Below are 18,679 nucleotides of genomic sequence, written 5' to 3' on the forward strand. Positions count from 1 at the left end.
ACAAGCCAAGGAGTAAAATATGAATAACAATGCTCGCTTAAGGCCTCTTGCCGTCGCCGTAGCCCTGGGGTCGGCCCTCTGGTTGCCTCAGGCGCAGGCGTTCAAACTCGACACCGACAACTCGGATGTCAGCCTGCGCTGGGACAACACCTTCAAGTACAGTACGGCCTTCCGTCTGCAGGACAGGTCCGATGTGCTGGTCAACGACGTCAACTACGACGACGGCGACCGCAACTTCGATAAGGGGCTGATCTCCAACCGGGTCGACTGGCTTAGTGAGTTCGACGGTCGCTACAAGAACCTCGGTTTCCGTGTCAGCGGTGCGGCCTGGTATGACGACGTCTATAACCAGAGCAACGACAACGACTCCCCGTTCACCAACAACGCCACCAGCGTCGATTCGGACGAGTTCACCGACGAGACCCGCGATGTGCACGGTCGCAAGGCCGAACTGCTCGATGCCTTTGTCTACGGCAACTTCGATCTCGGCGAGATGCGCAGCAACCTGCGTCTGGGCCGCCACTCGCTGGTTTACGGCGAAACCCTGTTCTTCGGTGCCAACGGTATCGCCGATGCTCAGGGACCAGTCGATCTGATCAAGCTGCTGTCGGTGCCCAGCTCCCAGTTCAAGGAGGTGCTGCGCCCCGTCAATCAACTCTCCGCAACGCTGCAATTGAACTGGGAGACCTCGATCGGTGCGTACTACCAGTTCGATTGGGAGGAGACCCGGCTGCCGGGCGTCGGCAGCTATCTGTCCAATATCGACTGGGCCGGCCCCGGTACCGAGTCGCTGATCGCCGGTCCCAGCGTGATCTGGAACCATGCCTCCGATGTCGAGCCGGAGGATGAAGGGCAGGGCGGTATCCAACTGCGTTATGCGCCCGAAGACAGCAGTATCGAGTATGGGCTCTACTTCGCACGTTACCACGCCAAAACGCCCTCCGGCTTCTACTTCAATCCGGTCGATCAGACGATCCGCACCGTGTATCACGAGGGCATCCGCACCTACGGTGCCAGCGCGACAACATCGATCGGTCAGTTGAACCTGGCAGCGGAGGTGTCGATCCGCGACAACGCACCGCTGAACAGCGATCCGGTCATCGTGCTGCCGGGCATGGCGGCCGATAACGACGACAACGCGCTCTACGCCGTGGGTAGAACGGCACACGCCAACCTGTCCGGTATCTACGTGATGCAGCCGAACAGCCTCTGGGATGGCGGTGCGCTGATCGGTGAGTTGGCCTGGAACCGGGTGCTGTCAGTCACAAAGAACGAGAGCGCACTGGACCCCAACGCCACGCGCGATGCCTGGGCGATGCGGATGATCTTCAATCCGGCCTACTTCCAGGTACTGCCGGGGCTGGATATCGAGCTGCCGATCGGCCTCGGTTACAACTTCAAGGGCCGCTCCGGCGCAGTGGCCAACATGAATGGCGGCGCCACCCACGGCGGCGACTTCAGCATCGGCGTCAACGGCACCTACCAGAACAGCTGGAAGTTCGGGGCGAGCTACGTGAACTTCTTCGGCGACGAGTTCAGCTTCGTCACGCCGCAGAACAATCCGGCCCCGGCGCTCTCCTTCCAGCAGACCCGTGGCGATCGCGACTTCATCTCGCTGTACGTTCAGCGCACCTTCTAATCGAACTCGGTGGAGATAAAAATAATGAAATTGACAGTTCAAGCATTGGTGGCCGGTGCCGCTCTCAGCCTGTCGGCGTCGATGGCGCTGGCTGCAGTGGATGCGCAAACGGCAGATCAGCTTAAATCCAATCTGACCCCCTTTGGTGCCGAAAAGGCCGGTAACGCCGAGGGTACCATTCCCGCCTGGGACGGCGGCTATACCAGCGTCGCGCCGGGCTATGAGAACGGAGCGCCGCGCCCCGATCCTTTCGCCGGCGAAAAGCCGCTGTTCTCGATCACCGCGGCCAATATGGCCGAGTACAGCGACAAGCTGAATGATGGTGTAAAGGCGCTGTTCGCGAAAAATCCGGACTTCCGCATGGATATCTATCCCAGCCACCGTACCGCGGCCGCGCCGCAATGGGTCTATGACAACACCTTCAGCAATGCGACCAGTGCGCAGATGGGTGCGGACAAGAACTCGGTCAGCGGGGCCTTCGGTGGTATCCCCTTCCCGATCCCGGCCGATGGTACCGAGGCGATGTGGAACCACCGCTTGAGCTGGTTCGGCGAGTCGGTGCGCTATGCGTTGCGCACCTTCATCGTCACCGCCGACGGCAACCGGGCGCTGGCCAGCGAGGGCGAGGAGCTGATCCAGGCGCCCTACTACTACAAGGGCGGCAGCGCCGAGTCCTATGATGGCAACTATCAGTTGGGCCGCTTCATCGTCTCCGGGCCGGCGTCGAAGGCGGGCGAAGCGATCCTGGTACATGACACCTCCGCCGAGGGCAAGAAGCGGAACATCTGGCAGTACCTGGTGGGTCAGCGCCGGGTGCGCAAGGCGCCCTCCGTCGCTTACGACACGCCCGACTTCGTCACCTCCGGCGTCGGTCTGTTCGACGAGGCGTTCATGATGTTCGGCCCGATCGACCGTCATGACTACACCTTGGTCGGCAAGCAGGAGCTGTATATCCCGTACAACAACAACGGTGCCGCACTGGCGGATATCGACGAGTTGATGGGCGAGCACTACCTCAATCCGGACAAGGTGCGCTGGGAGCTGCACCGGGTCTGGGTGGTGGACGGCAACCTGAAACAGGGGCAGCGCCATACCGTGCCCAAACGCCGCTACTACATCGACGAGGACAGCTGGCACATCGTGCTGTTCGACGGCTGGGATGCCAAGGGCGATCTGTGGCGCATGAACTACTCGCTGACCTACCTGGTACCGGAACTGCCGGCGCTGGTCACCAACGTGATGTGGGGTGGCTACGACCTGCAGACCGGCGCCTACTACTTCAATGCGGCGATGAACGGCGGTACTCCGCACTACGAGATCAGCGAGCCGATCTCCGAGAACAACTGGAGTCCGGTCGAGCTGGCCAACCGTGGTGCTCGTTAACAGCTGAGACAGTCCGATGAGACCGTCTGAAAAGTCCCGTCCCGTGGCGCCGGAGGTTTCCGGCGTCACGCGGCACGGAGGGAGAGTGAGTTATGACCGGATTTGGCACTTCATCAGTATTAACCACTTCAGTATTAACCAGAGTATTGCCGGTGTGTGCGGCATTGCTGTTGGGCGCGCCGATCTGGAGCGCCACGGCCCTGGCCGCCACCGGCTACAGTGGTTTGGACAAGCCGGCACAGATCTCGCCGCTGGCGTTGCACAAGTCGATGCTGGCGGTCGCGCGCGCCAGCGAGCGTCTGGTGGCGGTCGGCGAAGAGGGCACGGTGCTGCTGTCGGACGACAACGGCGTCTCCTGGCGTCAGGCCCAACAGGTGCCGACCTCGGCGGCGCTGACCGCGGTGCAGTTCGTCGATGCCGACAAGGGCTGGGCCGTTGGCCATCTGGGTGTGGTATTGACCACCGACGACGGCGGCCAGAGCTGGCGCAAGCAGCTGGACGGTATTCAGGCGGCACAGCTCGCGCTGGAGCACGCCAGGGCACGGGGCGACGAATCGGCGTTGAGTTCAGCGCAGTATCTGGTCGACGACGGCCCCGACAAGCCGTTCCTGAACCTGTTTTTCCTTAACGAGCGCACCGGCTTCGTGTTCGGTGCCTATAACCTGATCTTCCGTACCGACGACGGCGGCGACAGCTGGACACCCTGGCTGGATCGCGTGGAAAACCCGATGGGGATGCATTTGTACGGCATGGCCCAGTCCGACGGCGTGCTGATGCTGGCGGGTGAGCAGGGCAGTCTGGTGCGTTCCAGCGACGGCGGACAACACTTCGACGCGATCGACTCCCCCTACGAGGGCAGCTACTTCGGCATTATCGCCGAAGCGGATGGCGCATTCGTCGCCTACGGTCTGCGCGGCAACGCCTTCCGCAGCGAGGATGGCGGCGAGAGCTGGGTTGCATTGGATACCGGACAGGGCGAAACGCTGACCGCGGCGACCAACCTTTCCGACGGCCGCCTGCTGCTGACCAGCCAGGCCGGTGGCGTGCTGGTCGATCGCGACGGACAGCCTTTCACACGACTGCCCGATCTGCCGCCACTGCCGCTGTCCGGCGTGGTGCAGGCCGCCGATGGCGCGCCGGTGGTCACCAGTCTTGCCGGGGTTCACCGTTTCGACGCGGTAGAGGAGTAGAGTCTTGAGTACCGACAATAAAAACCGCTCCGGAGCCGGCGCAAGCCATCTGGAGGATTTCGATCTGCATTCGGGGTCGCCGTTGGAGCGGCTAATATTCAACCGCCGTGCACTGGTTCTGATCCTCTGTCTGATCGCCAGTCTGGTGCTGGCCTGGCAGGCTTCGAGCCTGCGTCTGAACGCCAGCTTCGAAAAGATGATCCCGACCGGTCACCCCTATATCGCCAACTTTCTGGACAACCGCGCCGAGCTGTCCGGGCTGGGCAACTCGATGCGGATCGCGGTGGCGGTGAAGCAGGGCACGATCTTCAGCGACGACTACCTGCGTACGCTGGCCGGTATCAACGACGAGGTCTACCTGCTGCCGGGCGTCGATCGTCCCTACATGAAATCGCTGTGGACCCCGGCCACGCGCTGGATTGCGGTGACCGAAGAGGGGCTGGAAGGTGATACTGTCATTCCCGGTGACTATGACGGTTCCGAACGTAGCCTGGAGCAGGTGCGCCTGAACGTGCAGCGCTCCGGCGAGATCGGCCAGTTGGTATCGCCCAACTTCCAGTCCAGCGTGATCTACTTACCGCTTCTGGATACCAACCCGCAGACCGGCGAGCCGCTGGACTACGGCGCGCTGTCGCGGCAGATCGAACAGATCCGCAGCAAGTATCAGGGCGGCAACATCGAGATCCATATCACCGGTTTCGCCAAGATCGTCGGCGATCTGATCGAGGGGCTGCAGCAAGTGCTTGGCTTCTTCGCCATCGCCGTCGCCGTGGCGACCGCCGTGCTCTACGGTTACACCCACTGCCTGCGCAGCGCACTGCTGGTGATGGGCTGTTCGCTGGTCGGCGTGCTCTGGCAACTGGGACTGCTGGCGCTGCTCGGCTTCGAGCTGGATCCCTACTCGATCCTGGTGCCCTTCCTGGTGTTCGCCATCGGCATCAGTCACGGCGCGCAGAAGATGAACGGCATCATGCGCGATATCGGTAGCGGGCTGCACCGCTATGTCGCTGCGCGCCACACCTTCCGTCGTCTGTTCCGTACCGGCATGGCGGCGCTGATTACCGATGCCGTCGGCTTTGCCGTACTGCTGGTGATCGATATCGGCGTGATCCGCGAACTGGCCATCGCTGCCAGCCTCGGTGTCATGGTGCTGATCCTGACCAACCTGGTGCTGCTGCCGGTGCTGCTCTCCTTTATCGGCGTGACACCGCGCGCCGCGGCCCGTGCCGTGCGTAGCGAACCCGTCGGTGACGAAGAGGTCGAGCAGGGCCGGATCTGGCGCTTCTTCGCACGCTTTACCCAGCGCCGTTGGGCCTTGGGCGCACTGGGTGTTGCCGCGTTGATGGCGCTGTCCGCCGGGTTCGTCAGCCGTGATCTGCAGATCGGCGATCTGGATGCCGGTGCACCGGAACTGCGCGCCGACTCGCGCTACAACCGGGACAACGCCTTTATGGTGGCGAACTATGCCGCCAGCTCCGATATCTTCGTGGTGATGGTGCAAACACCGGTGGACGGCTGTACCCGTTACAGCGTGCTGTCCAAGGTGCGTGCGCTGACCTCCGAGCTGGAGCGGTTGCCCGGTGTAGAGTCGACCAACTCCATGGCACGGCTGTCGCGTTTTGCCATGGTGGGCTACAACGAGGGCAACTTCAAATGGCTGGAGCTGATCCCGAACGATGCCGCCCTCGGTGCGGTACAGACCCGCGCCCCGCGTGAACTGTTCAATCAGGAGTGCAGCCTGCTCTCGGTGTACGCCTATCTGAAGGACCACAAGGCGGCCACGCTGGAGAGCGTCGTGGCCACCGTCGAAGCCTTTGCCGCCGAACACAACGACGACGAGACTCACTTCATGTTGGCGGCCGGCAACTCCGGCATCGAGGCGGCGACCAATATCGTCGTCGAGCAGTCGATGGATCGGATGATGTATCTGGTCTACGGCGCCGTGATCCTGCTGTGCTGGATCACCTTCCGCACCTGGCGTGGCGTTGTGGCGGCGGTGCTGCCGCTGATGCTGACCTCGGTGATCGGTCAGGCGCTGATGGTTGAACTCGGCATCGGCATCAAAGTCGCGATTCTGCCGGTGATCGCACTGGGGGTCGGTATCGGCGTCGACTACGCACTCTATGTGCTGTCGGTACTGCTGATCGGCCTGCGCGATGGCCAGTCGCTGGGCGATGCCTATCGTTCAGCGCTGCGCCAGACCGGCCGTATCGTGATGCTGACCGGTGCGACCCTGGCGGTGGCCGTGGCCACCTGGGTGTTCTCGCCGATCCGCTTCCAGGCCGATATGGGAATCCTGCTGGCGTTCATGTTCCTGTTCAATATGCTCGGTGCGTTGATACTGCTGCCGGCGCTGGCGCACCTGCTGTTCCGGCCCGAGCAGGTTGAACGCTCTGGCTCAGAGCGAGAACAGACTATTGAGCAAAACGAAAGCCGCGTAGCCAAGGCGCAGTCCGACGCCTCCGCCTATGCGCTGACCGGAGATTGATGCCATGTTAGATCCACAGATCCGGGCCCTGCTTGAGCAGGCCCGAGAGGCCGGGGCGCCCGACTTTGCCGACCTGCCGCCGGCGGTGGCCCGCGAGATGTACAGCCAGATCCTGGCCGCTACCGACCTGCCGGTGCCCGCCGAGGTGGCGCTCAGCGAGCGCACGATGGCTGGGCCGGGCGGCGAGCTGATATTGCGCTGCTACCGCCCTGCGAAGGCCGAGGTGCGGGGGGCAGTGCTCTACCTGCACGGCGGCGGTTTCGTTGTCGGTACGCCAAGCGATTATGACGGCGTCGCCGGCACCATCGCGGCACTGAGCGGCTGTCTGGTGGTGCAGGTCGACTACCGCCTGGCCCCGGAGCACCCCTTCCCGGCGGCGGTGGAGGACAGCTACGCCGCCTTGGTCTGGCTGCGCGAACAGGCAACTGAGTTGGGGATAGATCCGGCCCGTATCGCCATCGCCGGCGACAGCGCCGGCGCCAACCTCAGTGCCGTATGCGCGCTGCTGGCGCGCGACCGTGGCGGCCCTGCTTTGGCGTTGCAGTGCCTGATCTACCCGGCGACCGCCAACGGTCAGGTGCAGTATGACTCCTACCGCCGTTTCGGTGCGGGCTATACCCTGACCAGCCGCGCCATGAGCTACTTCATGGGACATTACCTGACCGGCAGCGACGCACCGGCGGATATGCGCATGGCGCCGCTGAGTGCGCCCGATCTCTCCGGGCTGCCGCCGGCACTGGTACAGGTGGCGGGGTACGACCCGTTGCGCGACGAGGGGATCGCCTATGCCGAAGCGATGGCTGCGGCCGGTACCTCGGTCACGCTGGTGGAGTACGCAAGCCTGGCGCACGGTTATATCAGTATGGCCGGGATCAGTGCAGGGGCGCGGCTGGCGCTGGAGCAGGTAGCGACGGCGTTACTTCGGGCAGTGGCCTGACTAGGATTTGGTAATCGCTTTACGATCGTCGGCGGAGCGAATCCGGCCCCGCCGACGACAAACAATAATAAAGGAGTCTTGCCATGAAAATTCGTGCTGCCGTGGCCCGTGAAACTCACGGGCCGCTGAGTCTGGAATCCCTGGAGATCGACGATCCACGCGCCGACGAGATCCTGGTACGCGTCGTCGCCACCGGCGTCTGCCATACCGATATCGTGGTGCGCGACGGCATGCTGCCGACGCCGCTGCCGGTGGTGCTCGGCCACGAGGGCGCGGGTGTGGTTGAGCGGGTCGGCTCCGCCGTGACCAAGGTGGTGCCGGGTGACCACGTGGTGATGACCTTCGCCTCCTGTGGCGGATGCCCAAGCTGTCAGGATCATGCACCGAGCTACTGCCACGCGTTCTTCCCGAAAAACTTCTTTGCGGTTCGCGGCGATGGTTCCACGGCGCTGTCCAGCGGCGATGAAGTTATCCACAGCCACTTCTTCGGCCAGTCCTCCTTCGCTACCCACGCCATCTGCGATCAGCGCAATATCGTCAAGGTGCCGCAGGATGCACCGCTCGAACTGCTCGGCCCGCTGGCCTGCGGCGTACAGACCGGCGCCGGTGCGGTACTCAATGCATTGCGGGTCGGTGCCGGCAGCAGCTTCGCCGTGTTCGGCACCGGCTCGGTGGGGCTGTCGGCGGTGATGGCGGCGCGGGTCTGCGGCGCCACGACCATCGTCGCGGTGGACATGAACAACGAACGACTGGCGTTCGCCAAGGAACTGGGCGCTACCCATACCCTGAACCCGACCAACGGCGACGTGACCGAGGCGATCATGGCGATCACCGGCCACGGCCTCGATTACGCGCTCGATACCACGGGGCTGAGTCAGGTGATCAAGGGCGCGGTACTGAGTCTGGCGCCGCGCGGCAGCTGCGGCATCCTCGGCGCCTCGGCGCCGGGCAGCGAGATCGTACTCGACGAAGTGCATTTCATGAGCGGCGGCCGCCGCCTGATCGGCATCGTCGAAGGGGAAGCCAACCCGGACACCTTTATCCCGATGCTGATCCGCCTGTACCAGCAGGGACTGTTCCCGTTCGACAAGCTGGTGAAGTTCTACCCGCTGGAGCAGATCAACCAGGCGATCGCCGATTCGGAGTCGGGCATCACTATCAAACCGATCGTTCGCATGGAAGGCGGCAGTTAAAGCACCTCTGTCGTTTTCCGGCCTCGTCTGCGTCTCTCAAGGCGCAGTTTTATACGTCATCAGCGCCTTGCTATTACCCCCTGCGTTGATGGCGTTTTTTTTATGTACAGGATGTACGGTATCCCGCGGGCGCAAGGATGCGCAGGAGCGGGATATGGTGTTTCAGGATGTATGGTATCCCGCGGGCGCAGGATGCGCAGGTAACGAAAAAAGCGCCGTGGGGACGGCGCAAATCGGAGGGCATCGAATGGAGACCCACCCGGTTGCCAAACACGGGTGGGGTGTAGCAACGGGTTACAGCTTGCGCAGCATCTCGTTGTGTTGCTCGATCACGGCCGCTTCCGGCTCGTTGGTGGACAGGGTCACGACGACGATTGCAACGGTGGCGAAGATGATCCCCGGCACGATCTCGTACACGTCGAACAGGCCGCCGGAAAGCTGTTTCCAGACCACCACGGTCAGTGCGCCGACCACGATACCGGCCAGGGCGCCGTTACGGTTCATGCGCGGCCAGTACAGGCTCAGCAGCAGGGCCGGACCGAAGGCGGCGCCGAAGCCTGCCCAGGCGTAGGAGACCAGTCCCAGTACGGTGGAGTCCGGATTGAACGCCAGCAGCAGGGCAACGAAGGAGAGTGCCAGTACGGCGATACGGCCGACCATGACGATCTCCTTCTGGCTCGCATCGCGGCGGAACAGCTGCTTGTAAAAGTCCTCGGCCAGGGCCGAGGAGGAAACCAGCAGTTGGGAATCCGCGGTGCTCATGATCGCCGCCAGGATCGCGGCCAGCAGAATACCGGCGATGACCGGGTGGAACACGGCGTTTACCAGCACCATGAAGATCTTCTCGCCATCGGCGATATCACCGGCCATATGGCCGTTGACGTAGACCAGACCGGCCAGGCCGACCAATACGGCGCCGGCCATGGAGATCCCGCTCCAGGTCACGGCGATGCGGCGAGCGGTGGGGATATCCTCGTTGCTGCGTGCAGCCTTGAATCGGGCCAGGATGTGCGGCTGACCGAAGTAGCCCAGTCCCCAGGCCATCAGCGAGACAATAGCGATCAGGCTCAGTGATTCACCGGCATTGTCCCGGGTGATGGTCAGCAGTTCCGGGTTGATCTGCTCCAGAGAGTCGAACATGGCGCTCCAGCCGCCATCGACCTGCATCACCATGATCGGCACGATCAGCAGTGCCGCGGCCATCAGCAGGCCCTGCACCAGGTCGGTCCAGGACACCGCCAGGAAGCCGCCAAACAGGGTGTAGGAGACCACGCAGATGGTGCCGACGATGACGGCGGTGCTGTAGTCGAGGCCGAACACGGTCTCGAACAGCTTGCCACCGGCGACCAGGCCGGAGCTGGTATAGAACAGGAAGAACAGCAGGATGAAGAACGCCGAGATCACCTGCAGCGCGCGTGAATTATCGCGGAAGCGGTTGGCGAAAAACTCGGGCAGGGTCAGTGAATCGTTGGCCACGATACTATAGGTACGCAGGCGTTTGGCGGTGATCAGCCAGTTGCCCCAGGTGCCCAGCAGCAGACCGCCCGCGAGCCAGAGCGATTCCAGACCGGAACCGTAAGCGTAGCCGGGCAGACCGAGCAGCAACCAGCCGCTCATATCGGATGCGCCGGCCGAGAGTGCCGCGGGCCAGGGGCCCAGAGAGCGGCCACCGAGGAAGTAATCGGAGGAGCTGGCGGTACGCAAATAGGCGTAATAACCGATTGCCAGCATCAAGACCAGATAAACGGCAAAGGTGCCGTAGATTGCTAAGTTATTATCATTCATGAGCTCATGTCTCTATCACGTTGAGTTACTTGGAACCTGATTCCAGCATCCGTCCGCACCGATCTCCGAACGCGGGTCGAGAGGGCTCGGCCTGAGCCTCGACAGACGCTGTCTACAGGCATGGCGGCGGTTTCAGGCAGTGCTGCCCAGTTCCAGCAGGGTGGCGTTACCGCCCACAGCGGTGGTGTTGATGGTGCGCGTTTTCTCGGTAACGAAACGGTGCATGTGATCTGGCTGCAGCAGGGTCGAGCAGCCTTCGGCATCGGTCTCTGCGACCAGTTGCACCAGTAAGCCCTGACGCTCGGCCAGCTGGCGCTGAAACAGGATCTGCTCCTCGGCACGACAGACCGGTGCTACCAGCGCCAGTTTAGGCAGTGCCAGCAGCGCTTCGAGCGGTTCGCTTTCGACGAAGGTCAGCACGCCGCGGGGTACGCCGATCTGGTGCAGCAGCATGACCAGGCGGTTGCACCAGGCGGCTTCCACCTGGCCACTGAGGATCACCGGATTGCCGCAGGCCAGGGCGCTGAACACCTGGCCAGCCAGGGCTACCGGGCTGGCACCCGAGGTGCCGAACACCAGTACGTCGCCGCGACCGCTCAGGTACAGCTCGTTGCTCTCGCCGGTGGGGCCGGGCAGCGGCTGCACCCTGCCCATATGCTGGGCACGGTCCAGCAGCAGCGGGATCAACCGCAACTGTTCCTCATGGTCACCGGCCAGCGGCAGTTGCTCCAGCGCAGCGTGCAGCAGCTTGCAGCGATAGGTGAAGCCACGGCGATTCCAGTTCTCGAATACGGCGGCATGGTCGGCGCCGAAAAGTGCGTGATCGGTCATCGGTTGCTCCTCCAGTTACTGCGCGTTGGTCGGAATCAGACGGGTAAAGCGGGGCAGGTAGTGCGGACCGCCCGCTTTCGGTCCGGTACCGGACAGGCCCTGACCGCCGAATGGCTGTACCCCGACCACGGCACCGATCTGGTTACGGTTGATGTAGGTGTTGCCGATCCGGGCGCGGGCCTCGATATGGGCCGCGGTGCGTTCGTTACGGCTGTGGATACCCAGGGTCAGGCCGTATCCGGCGGCGTTGATCTGGTCGATCAGCTGGTCGAGATGGCGCGCTTCGTAACGGAGGACATGGATAATCGGGCCGAACTGTTCACGGCCGATCTGGTCGATGCGGTCGATCTCGACAGCGGTCGGTGGCACAAAGGTGCCGCGTTTGGCCTTGCCGGGCAGCGGTGTCTGCGCCAGTAGCTTGGCGTACTCCTTCATCCGCTCGATATGGGCGAGCAGGCCCGATTGGGCGGACTCGTCGATCACCGGGCCGATGTCGGTGCTCGGTAATGCCGGGTCGCCGATGCGCAGCTCGGCCATCGCGCCCTTGAGCAGCTCGATGATGCGCTCGGCGATATCCGACTGCAGGCAGAGCACGCGTAGCGCGGAACAGCGCTGGCCGGCCGAGGCGAAACCGGAGAGCACGGCATCCTTGACCACCTGCTCGGGTAGTGCAGTGGAGTCGACAATCATCGCGTTCTGACCGCCGGTTTCGGCGATCAGGGTTGCCGGCTCCCTGGCATCAGCGCCGTCGCGCAGGCTCAGCGCGCGGTTGATACGTTGCGCAGTTTCGGTGGAGCCGGTGAAGGCGACACCGGCGATACGAGGGTCGGCGGTCAGCGCCGCGCCCACGGTGGCGCCGTCACCGGGCAGAAACTGGATTGCGCCGCCGGGTATACCCGCTTCGAGCATCAGTTCGATGGCGCGGGCTGCGATCAGGCTGGTCTGCTCGGCCGGTTTGGCGATAACGCAGTTGCCGGCCACCAGCGCGGCACCGACCTGGCCCAAGAAGATCGCCAGCGGGAAGTTCCACGGGCTGATGCAGACGAAAATGCCGCGACCCTGGCGCTGCCATTTGGCGAGCCCGCCGTCCAGCCTGTGCAGATCCAGGTGCTCGGAAAACAGCTCCTCGGCGCGTGCCGGGTAGTAGCGGCAGAAATCCACCGCCTCGCGTACTTCGTCGATGCTGTCCTGGATGGTCTTGCCCGCTTCCTGGTGGCACAGGGCGACGAACTCCTCCAGATGTGCCTCAAGCAGGTCGGCCAGCCGGCGCAGGGCGTCGGCGCGCTCAGTCACTGCGGTCTGCTGCCAGGTCGGCAGGAAGCGCTCCGCCGCGTCAATCGCTTCGATCACCTGCCCCTCGCTGGCATACGTGACCTGGCCGACCAGGTTGTCTCGGTCCGCCGGAGAACGAACATCACTGTGCAAGGCGGTTCCGGCGACCGTCTTGCCGGCGATGATCGGATCGGCCTGCCAGCATTGATTGAGATAGGCGTTGACTTGCTCCGCAAACGGCCCCCATTCACTCTCGATCAGGATGTTGGGGCCAGATGAGGCTTTACGCTCAGCGCCGTAGATCTCGGTGGGCAGCGGGATATTCGGGTTGTGCAGGCTGTTGCGGCTGTGCAGTAACTGCCAGGGGTGCTGAACCAGGTCGGTGATCGGACAGCGCTGGTCGACCAGGCGGTGGACGAAGGAGGAGTTGGCGCCGTTCTCGAGCAGTCGGCGTACCAGATAGGGCAGCAGATCCTTATGGTTGCCGACCGGTGCGTAGATACGCACCGCCACGCCGGCCTGCTTCAGCACCTGATCATAGAGTGCATCACCCATGCCGTGCAGGCGCTGGAACTCGAAGTCCGCGTGCTCGGCCAGGGTCATGATCGAGGCTACGGTATGCGCGTTATGGCTGGCGAACTGCGGCCAGATCAGGCCGCGTAGCTGCTCGCTGAGCAGGAAGCGGGCGCAGGCCAGATAGGAGACATCAGTACCCTCCTTACGGGTGAACACCGGATAGCCGGCGAGCCCTCGCTGCTGGCACAGCTTGATCTCGCTGTCCCAGTAGGCGCCCTTGACCAGGCGCACCGGAATACGGTCGCCAACCTCCTGCGCCAGTGCGGCCAGCCAGGCCAGCACCGGCAGGGCGCGCTTGGAGTAGGCCTGTACCACCAGGCCCAGACCATCCCAGCCGCGGTTCTCCTCGCTACGGTAGAGCTTTTCGAACAGGCGCAGGGACAGCTCCAGGCGGTCGGCCTCCTCGGCATCGATGGTCAGCGCCACGTTCAGTGGTCGTGCGCGGCGGATTAGCAGCAACACGCGCTCGGCCAGCTCACTCATTACCCGCGCTTCCTGCAACACCTCATAGCGTGGGTGCAGGGCCGACAACTTGATCGACACGCTGGGCTTGGGTGAGCTGCCGACCTGGGGCATGGAGCCGACATGGTCGATGGCACGGGTGTAGTCGGTGTAGTACTTGTTGGCATCCGCTTCGGTTAGCGCCGCTTCGCCGAGCATGTCGAAGGAGTAGGTGTAACCGCGCTCGCGGTATTCGCGACCGCGCTTGGAGGCCTCCGGCATATCGCGGCCGAGCACGAACTGGTGGCCCATGATCTTCATCGCCTGCTGCATCACCTTGCGGATCACCGGCTCCGACAGGCGGTTGACCAGGCGGTTGATGACGCCCGACGGGGTGCCGTCTTCCCGCTCGTCAAGGCTGACCACCTTGCCGGTCAGCAGCAGGCCCCAGGTGGACGCATTGACCAGCAGCGAATCGGACTGGCTCAGGTGACGTTTCCAGTCGGCGATGCTCAATTTGTCGCGGATCAGGGCGTCGGCGGTTTCGGAATCCGGAATGCGCATCAGCGCTTCGGCCAGGCACATCAGCAGGATCCCTTCGCGGGTGTCCAGGCTGTACTCCAGCAGCAGGGCGTCGATCATATGGATCGCACCATCATCGGCACGCACCTGTTCGATCAGATTGGTGGCGCAGGCCTCGGTGGTCGCCAGCTCATCGCTACTTGGCTCGGCCAGGGCCATCAACTCGCGCAGAACCTGATCTTCATCGGCGGCATAGAGCGGCGAAATCAACTGCCAGATCTGGCTCAAAGGTTGACGGATAAAACCGGGGTCGAGTACGTCGATAGCCTTGAACATAGCGATCTCCTAACCTGTGCTGTGCCGGATTGATACAACGGGAGGGCTCGGCTTTCAGGTCCGATGCAGATTGCTCGAAAAGTACTCATTACTGTAGACCCTGCCCAATCTACCTGCAGGTTAAGGAAGTTTGTTGGTTTGGGTCTTTCCCCAGGCTCCGGGGTTTTTGTCCCGTTCTACGGAGTTGGCTCGGTGGCGCAGGTTAACGCTGATGGGTGCGGCGATAGCGCAAGGGGGATGTGTCGAAACGGCGGCCGAAGGCACGGGTCAGATTGCTCTGGCTGGCAAAACCGAAACGCGCCGCCAGCTCCGAGATGCCGCAGTCGGTATTCGCCAGCGCGGTGGCGACGGACTGCAGCCGACGCTCCATAACATATTGTTGCGGGGTCTGTCCGGTCTGGTCGCGGAACAGGGCGAAGAACTGGCTCTCACTCAGGCAGACACTGCCGGCGAGTTCCGCGACGTCGATGCGACGTTCGATATGCAGGTCGATATAGGTGTCGATCAGGGCCAGGTTCAACCGGCCCATACGGCGGGGCTGGCTGTGCTGCTGTTCCAGTTGCCGTTGCAGGGCGCACACCAATGTGCTGGCACAGGCATCCTGCAACAGGGTGTCGGACGGGTTCTGCTGCATCTCCCGGCTCAGGGCGTTAAGCAGCAGCTGCATCTGCGGTGCGCAGTTGAAGTAGTCGGGACGTTTGAACAACTGCTCTATTCGTTGTTGCAACGGCCGGTCTTCGCCCTCGGTGGGCAGATTGACCACGACGATACGGTTATCGCCCAGGCCGTGGAAGGCGTGTCCCGTCGCCGATGGCAGCAGGCAACCCCAGCCGAAGTTGACCGGGCGGCAGTAGCCGGCCAGATCGAATTCGGTATCGCCTTCCAGGCCGAACACCAGCTGATGATAGCCATGATCATGCTGGTCGGCGCTGTCCGGCAGGGAGATAACGCTGGTCTCTTTACGCATGATGCCGACAGAAGTTTGGTAAGCCTGGATGCAGTCTATCACAAGGTTGACTGTTGTTGATCATGCGCTCAGGCATTGGTTGTATACCGAATGCTCTAAGGAGGTACGCCGCGGCCCCCTAAATCGGTACAATGGCGCCCAACTTGTTTATAGCGACTTACGGCAAATTACAGGATAGACACCATGGTTGAGCTTAAGAACGACCGCTTTCTGCGCGCACTGCTGCGCGAACCGGTAGATTGCACGCCGGTCTGGATGATGCGCCAGGCTGGACGATATCTGCCGGAGTATCGTGAAACGCGCGCGCGTGCCGGTGATTTCATGAGCCTGTGCATGAATCCCAAACTCGCCTGCGAAGTGACACTGCAGCCGCTGGAGCGTTACGACCTGGATGCCGCGATCCTGTTCTCCGATATTCTGACTATCCCCGATGCCATGGGGCTGGGGCTCTACTTCGAAGCCGGCGAGGGTCCGCGCTTCAAGAAGATCGTACGCACCGCCGATGACGTGGCGGCGTTGCCGGTGCCGGATGTGAAGCGCGATCTGGATTACGTGATCGCCGCGGTCCGCGAGATCCGCTCGGCACTGGCCGGCCGGGTGCCGCTGATCGGCTTCTCCGGTAGCCCCTGGACCCTGGCGACCTATATGGTTGAGGGCGGCTCGAGCAAGGATTTCCGTCATATCAAGGAGATGATGTATGCCCGTCCCGAGGTGATGCATGAGCTGCTGGCCAAACTTGCCGACGCGGTCACCCTCTACCTGAACGAGCAGATTCTGGCCGGCGCCCAGGCGGTACAGATCTTCGATACCTGGGGCGGTGCGCTGAGCGGGCCGATGTACCTTGAGTTCTCGCTGGCATATATGAAGCGCATCGTTGACGGCCTGATCCGTGAGAACGAAGGGCGTCGAGTGCCCTGTATCCTGTTCACCAAGAACGGCGGTCAGTGGCTGGAGACGATGGCTGATAGCGGCGCCGATGCGCTGGGCCTGGATTGGACCACCGACATCGGCGATGCCCGTCGTCGGGTGGGCGACCGGGTAGCGCTACAGGGCAACATGGATCCGAGCGTGCTGTATGCCCCTGCGGACCGTATCCGCAGCGAAGTGGCCGCGATTCTGCAGAGCTTCGGGCCTGGCACCGGGCATGTGTTCAACCTGGGTCACGGCATCCACCAGTTCGTCGATCCGGAAAGCGCCGGCGTATTCGTCGATGCGGTGCATGAACTCAGTGCTTCCTATCACGACTGAACCTGCACACCGCTTTATCATCATAGCTATACCCCGCCCGGCGGATCCGCGCTGGGCGTAATCAGCCATCTCAAGACCCAACGGAAGAATTATGAACAGGCTTAATGATCTGTTTGAGAAAAACCGCAGCTGGTCCGAGCGGATCACCGAGCAGGATCCGGAGTTTTTCTCCACTCTGGCGAACCAGCAGGCGCCGGACTACCTGTGGATCGGCTGCTCCGACAGCCGGGTGCCGGCGAACCAGATCGTCGATCTGCTGCCGGGCGAGCTCTTTGTTCACCGCAACGTGTCCAACCTGGTGGTGCACTCCGACATGAACTGCCTGTCGGTGCTGCAGTTCGCGGTTGAGGTACTGAAGGTCAAGCACATCATGGTGGTTGGTCACTACGGCTGCGGCGGGGTGCGTGCGGCGATGGACAGCGCGCGCCACGGCCTGATCGACAACTGGCTCAGCCATATCCGCGATGTCTATATCCAGTACCGCGACCTGGTTGGCCCCTGGCAGGATACGGTGGAACAGAACGAGCGCCTGTGCGAGCTCAATGTCATCGAACAGGCGCACAACGTCTGCAACACCACCATCGTGCAGGACGCCTGGGATCGCGGCCAGGAGCTGACCGTGCATGGCTGGGTCTACAGCCTGACCAATGGCCAGGTGATCGATCTGGATTTCTGCGTCGATGGACGCGAGCGGCTTGACACCCAGCTCGGCAGTGCAGTGGCGCGGGTTCAGCGACTAGTATCAAACCAGGGCTCCGACGACTAAGGTCACGGCCGCCCCAGCGACAACCAATACCAGAAACAGCAGGGCACCCAGCAGTAGCGGCTTCAGGCCGCTGCGTTTCAATGCTGCGAGACGGGTTTCCAGGCCCAGTGCCGCCATGGCCATGGCCAGCAGCAGGGTGTCCAGATGCCGAATCTGCTCCTGCAGGATGGGGCTGAGCAGACCGCTGGCGTTGACCAGCGGCATCAGCAGAAACAGCAGAGCAAACCATGGCAGGTTGATGCTCACCGCGCCCCCGTCCCTGTCTTCCCGCCGAGCGAAATAGGCAGACACCACCAGTATCAGCGGTACCAGCAGCATCACGCGGATCAGCTTGGTGATCACCGCCGCCTGCCCCGCCTCGGGACTCAACGCACCGGCTGCTGCCGCGACTTGCGCCACTTCATGTACCGTCGCGCCGAGATAGCGGCCGAATGTCAGCTCCGAGCCACCGAACAACCGCGCAATCGGTTCCAGCGTCCATAGCCAGGGATAGAGCAGCATGGCGCAGGTGCCAAAGAGCACCACGGTGGCGATCGCCACCGGGATATCCTGGGCCTTTGCGCGCAGTGCTGGTGCGATCGCCAGAATCGCTGCGGCCCCGCAGACCGCGCTGCCGGCGCCGACCAGCAGCGCGGTTTTCAGCTCCAGTTTCAGTAAGCGGGTGCCAGCCCAGCCGGCCAGCAGGAAAACGCCTGCCACCACGAGCAGGTCGCTGAGCAGAGCTTCACTGCCCACCTGAAGCAGGTCATCGAGTCCTATTCTCAAACCGTACAATACTATCCCCGCCCGCAGCAGTCGCGTGCGGGCGAGCTGTGTGCCTGCCGTCGTACGCTCGCTTATGTTCCGGGGCAGCCATTGACCCAGAGCCAGGCCCAGCAGCATCGCCAGCGTCAGTGTGCCAAGGGTGGTGAAGAGTGGTTGAGACCCCAGTGCCAGCGCGAGCAAGGCGATGACGGCACTTAGCGCCAGTCCGGGCAGTCTTGTGCCGATCGCGAGAAGTGCTCGACGCAGCGGTACCGGGTGTGGCGAATAGTGTGTGATCTGTTCCAGCGCCATGCTCAGTACTCCCTAGGCGTAGAATGTTGGGGAATGGAGGCAGTGTACG

At 62.9% G+C, this 18,679-nt stretch carries 13 protein-coding genes; 8 read left to right on the plus strand and 5 right to left on the minus strand.

Translation table 11 applies throughout. From position 1 onward, the window contains the following. Window positions 1-19: 19 nt before the first annotated feature. From IEX40_RS12990 to IEX40_RS13015, 6 genes are all read left to right on the plus strand, one after another. Entirely contained in the window at window positions 20-1,639 is a 1,620-nt protein-coding gene (locus IEX40_RS12990; protein ID WP_188748941.1) for a DUF1302 domain-containing protein, read from the plus strand. Between the two features lie 24 nt (window positions 1,640-1,663). Then, on the plus strand, window positions 1,664-3,022 hold the full coding sequence (locus IEX40_RS12995) for a DUF1329 domain-containing protein (protein WP_188748943.1): 1,359 nt from the start codon (window positions 1,664-1,666) through the stop codon (window positions 3,020-3,022). A gap of 152 nt (window positions 3,023-3,174) precedes the next feature. Continuing rightward, window positions 3,175-4,212 (plus strand): WD40/YVTN/BNR-like repeat-containing protein, encoded by a 1,038-nt coding sequence (locus IEX40_RS13000; RefSeq protein ID WP_229680752.1) that lies wholly within the window; start codon window positions 3,175-3,177, stop codon window positions 4,210-4,212. A gap of 4 nt (window positions 4,213-4,216) precedes the next feature. Further along, entirely contained in the window at window positions 4,217-6,700 is a 2,484-nt protein-coding gene (locus IEX40_RS13005) for an efflux RND transporter permease subunit (RefSeq protein ID WP_188748948.1), read from the plus strand. Window positions 6,701-6,704: 4 nt separating this feature from the next. Continuing rightward, on the plus strand, window positions 6,705-7,637 hold the full coding sequence (locus tag IEX40_RS13010; protein ID WP_188748950.1) for an alpha/beta hydrolase: 933 nt from the start codon (window positions 6,705-6,707) through the stop codon (window positions 7,635-7,637). Window positions 7,638-7,720: 83 nt separating this feature from the next. Continuing rightward, complete coding sequence (locus tag IEX40_RS13015; RefSeq protein WP_188748952.1) at window positions 7,721-8,830, plus strand: NAD(P)-dependent alcohol dehydrogenase; 1,110 nt, start codon at window positions 7,721-7,723, stop codon at window positions 8,828-8,830. Between the two features lie 294 nt (window positions 8,831-9,124). On the opposite strand, the gene putP is transcribed toward IEX40_RS13015, so the two are convergent. The 4 genes from putP to IEX40_RS13035 form a co-directional block, all read right to left on the minus strand. After that, on the minus strand, window positions 9,125-10,615 hold the full coding sequence (gene putP, locus IEX40_RS13020) for a sodium/proline symporter PutP (protein WP_188748955.1): 1,491 nt from the start codon (window positions 10,613-10,615) through the stop codon (window positions 9,125-9,127). Window positions 10,616-10,747: 132 nt separating this feature from the next. Further along, entirely contained in the window at window positions 10,748-11,446 is a 699-nt protein-coding gene (locus IEX40_RS13025) for a hypothetical protein (protein ID WP_188748956.1), read from the minus strand. Between the two features lie 15 nt (window positions 11,447-11,461). Further along, entirely contained in the window at window positions 11,462-14,593 is a 3,132-nt protein-coding gene (putA, locus tag IEX40_RS13030) for a bifunctional proline dehydrogenase/L-glutamate gamma-semialdehyde dehydrogenase PutA (protein ID WP_188748958.1), read from the minus strand. Between the two features lie 202 nt (window positions 14,594-14,795). Continuing rightward, on the minus strand, window positions 14,796-15,560 hold the full coding sequence (locus IEX40_RS13035; RefSeq protein ID WP_188748959.1) for a helix-turn-helix domain-containing protein: 765 nt from the start codon (window positions 15,558-15,560) through the stop codon (window positions 14,796-14,798). A gap of 183 nt (window positions 15,561-15,743) precedes the next feature. On the opposite strand from IEX40_RS13035, the gene hemE reads away from it, so the two are divergent. Both hemE and can read left to right on the plus strand, forming a co-directional pair. Beyond that, complete coding sequence (gene hemE / locus IEX40_RS13040) at window positions 15,744-16,808, plus strand: uroporphyrinogen decarboxylase (RefSeq protein WP_188748961.1); 1,065 nt, start codon at window positions 15,744-15,746, stop codon at window positions 16,806-16,808. A 91-nt stretch (window positions 16,809-16,899) separates the two neighbouring features. After that, the gene (can, locus tag IEX40_RS13045; protein WP_188748963.1) at window positions 16,900-17,574 is read left to right on the plus strand and encodes a carbonate dehydratase; all 675 of its coding nucleotides are present in this window, start codon (window positions 16,900-16,902) and stop codon (window positions 17,572-17,574) included. Here can and IEX40_RS13050 read toward each other — a convergent pair. After that, window positions 17,551-18,630 carry a YeiH family protein gene (locus IEX40_RS13050; RefSeq protein ID WP_188748965.1) on the minus strand — a complete coding sequence of 360 codons (1,080 nt, stop codon included), beginning with the start codon at window positions 18,628-18,630 and terminating at the stop codon, window positions 17,551-17,553. The genes can and IEX40_RS13050 overlap by 24 nt on opposite strands. Between the last annotated feature and the right edge of the window lie 49 nt (window positions 18,631-18,679).

It is taken from the genome of Marinobacterium zhoushanense (assembly GCF_014641945.1).
Classification (GTDB): Bacteria; Pseudomonadota; Gammaproteobacteria; order Pseudomonadales; family Balneatricaceae; genus Marinobacterium_D; species Marinobacterium_D zhoushanense.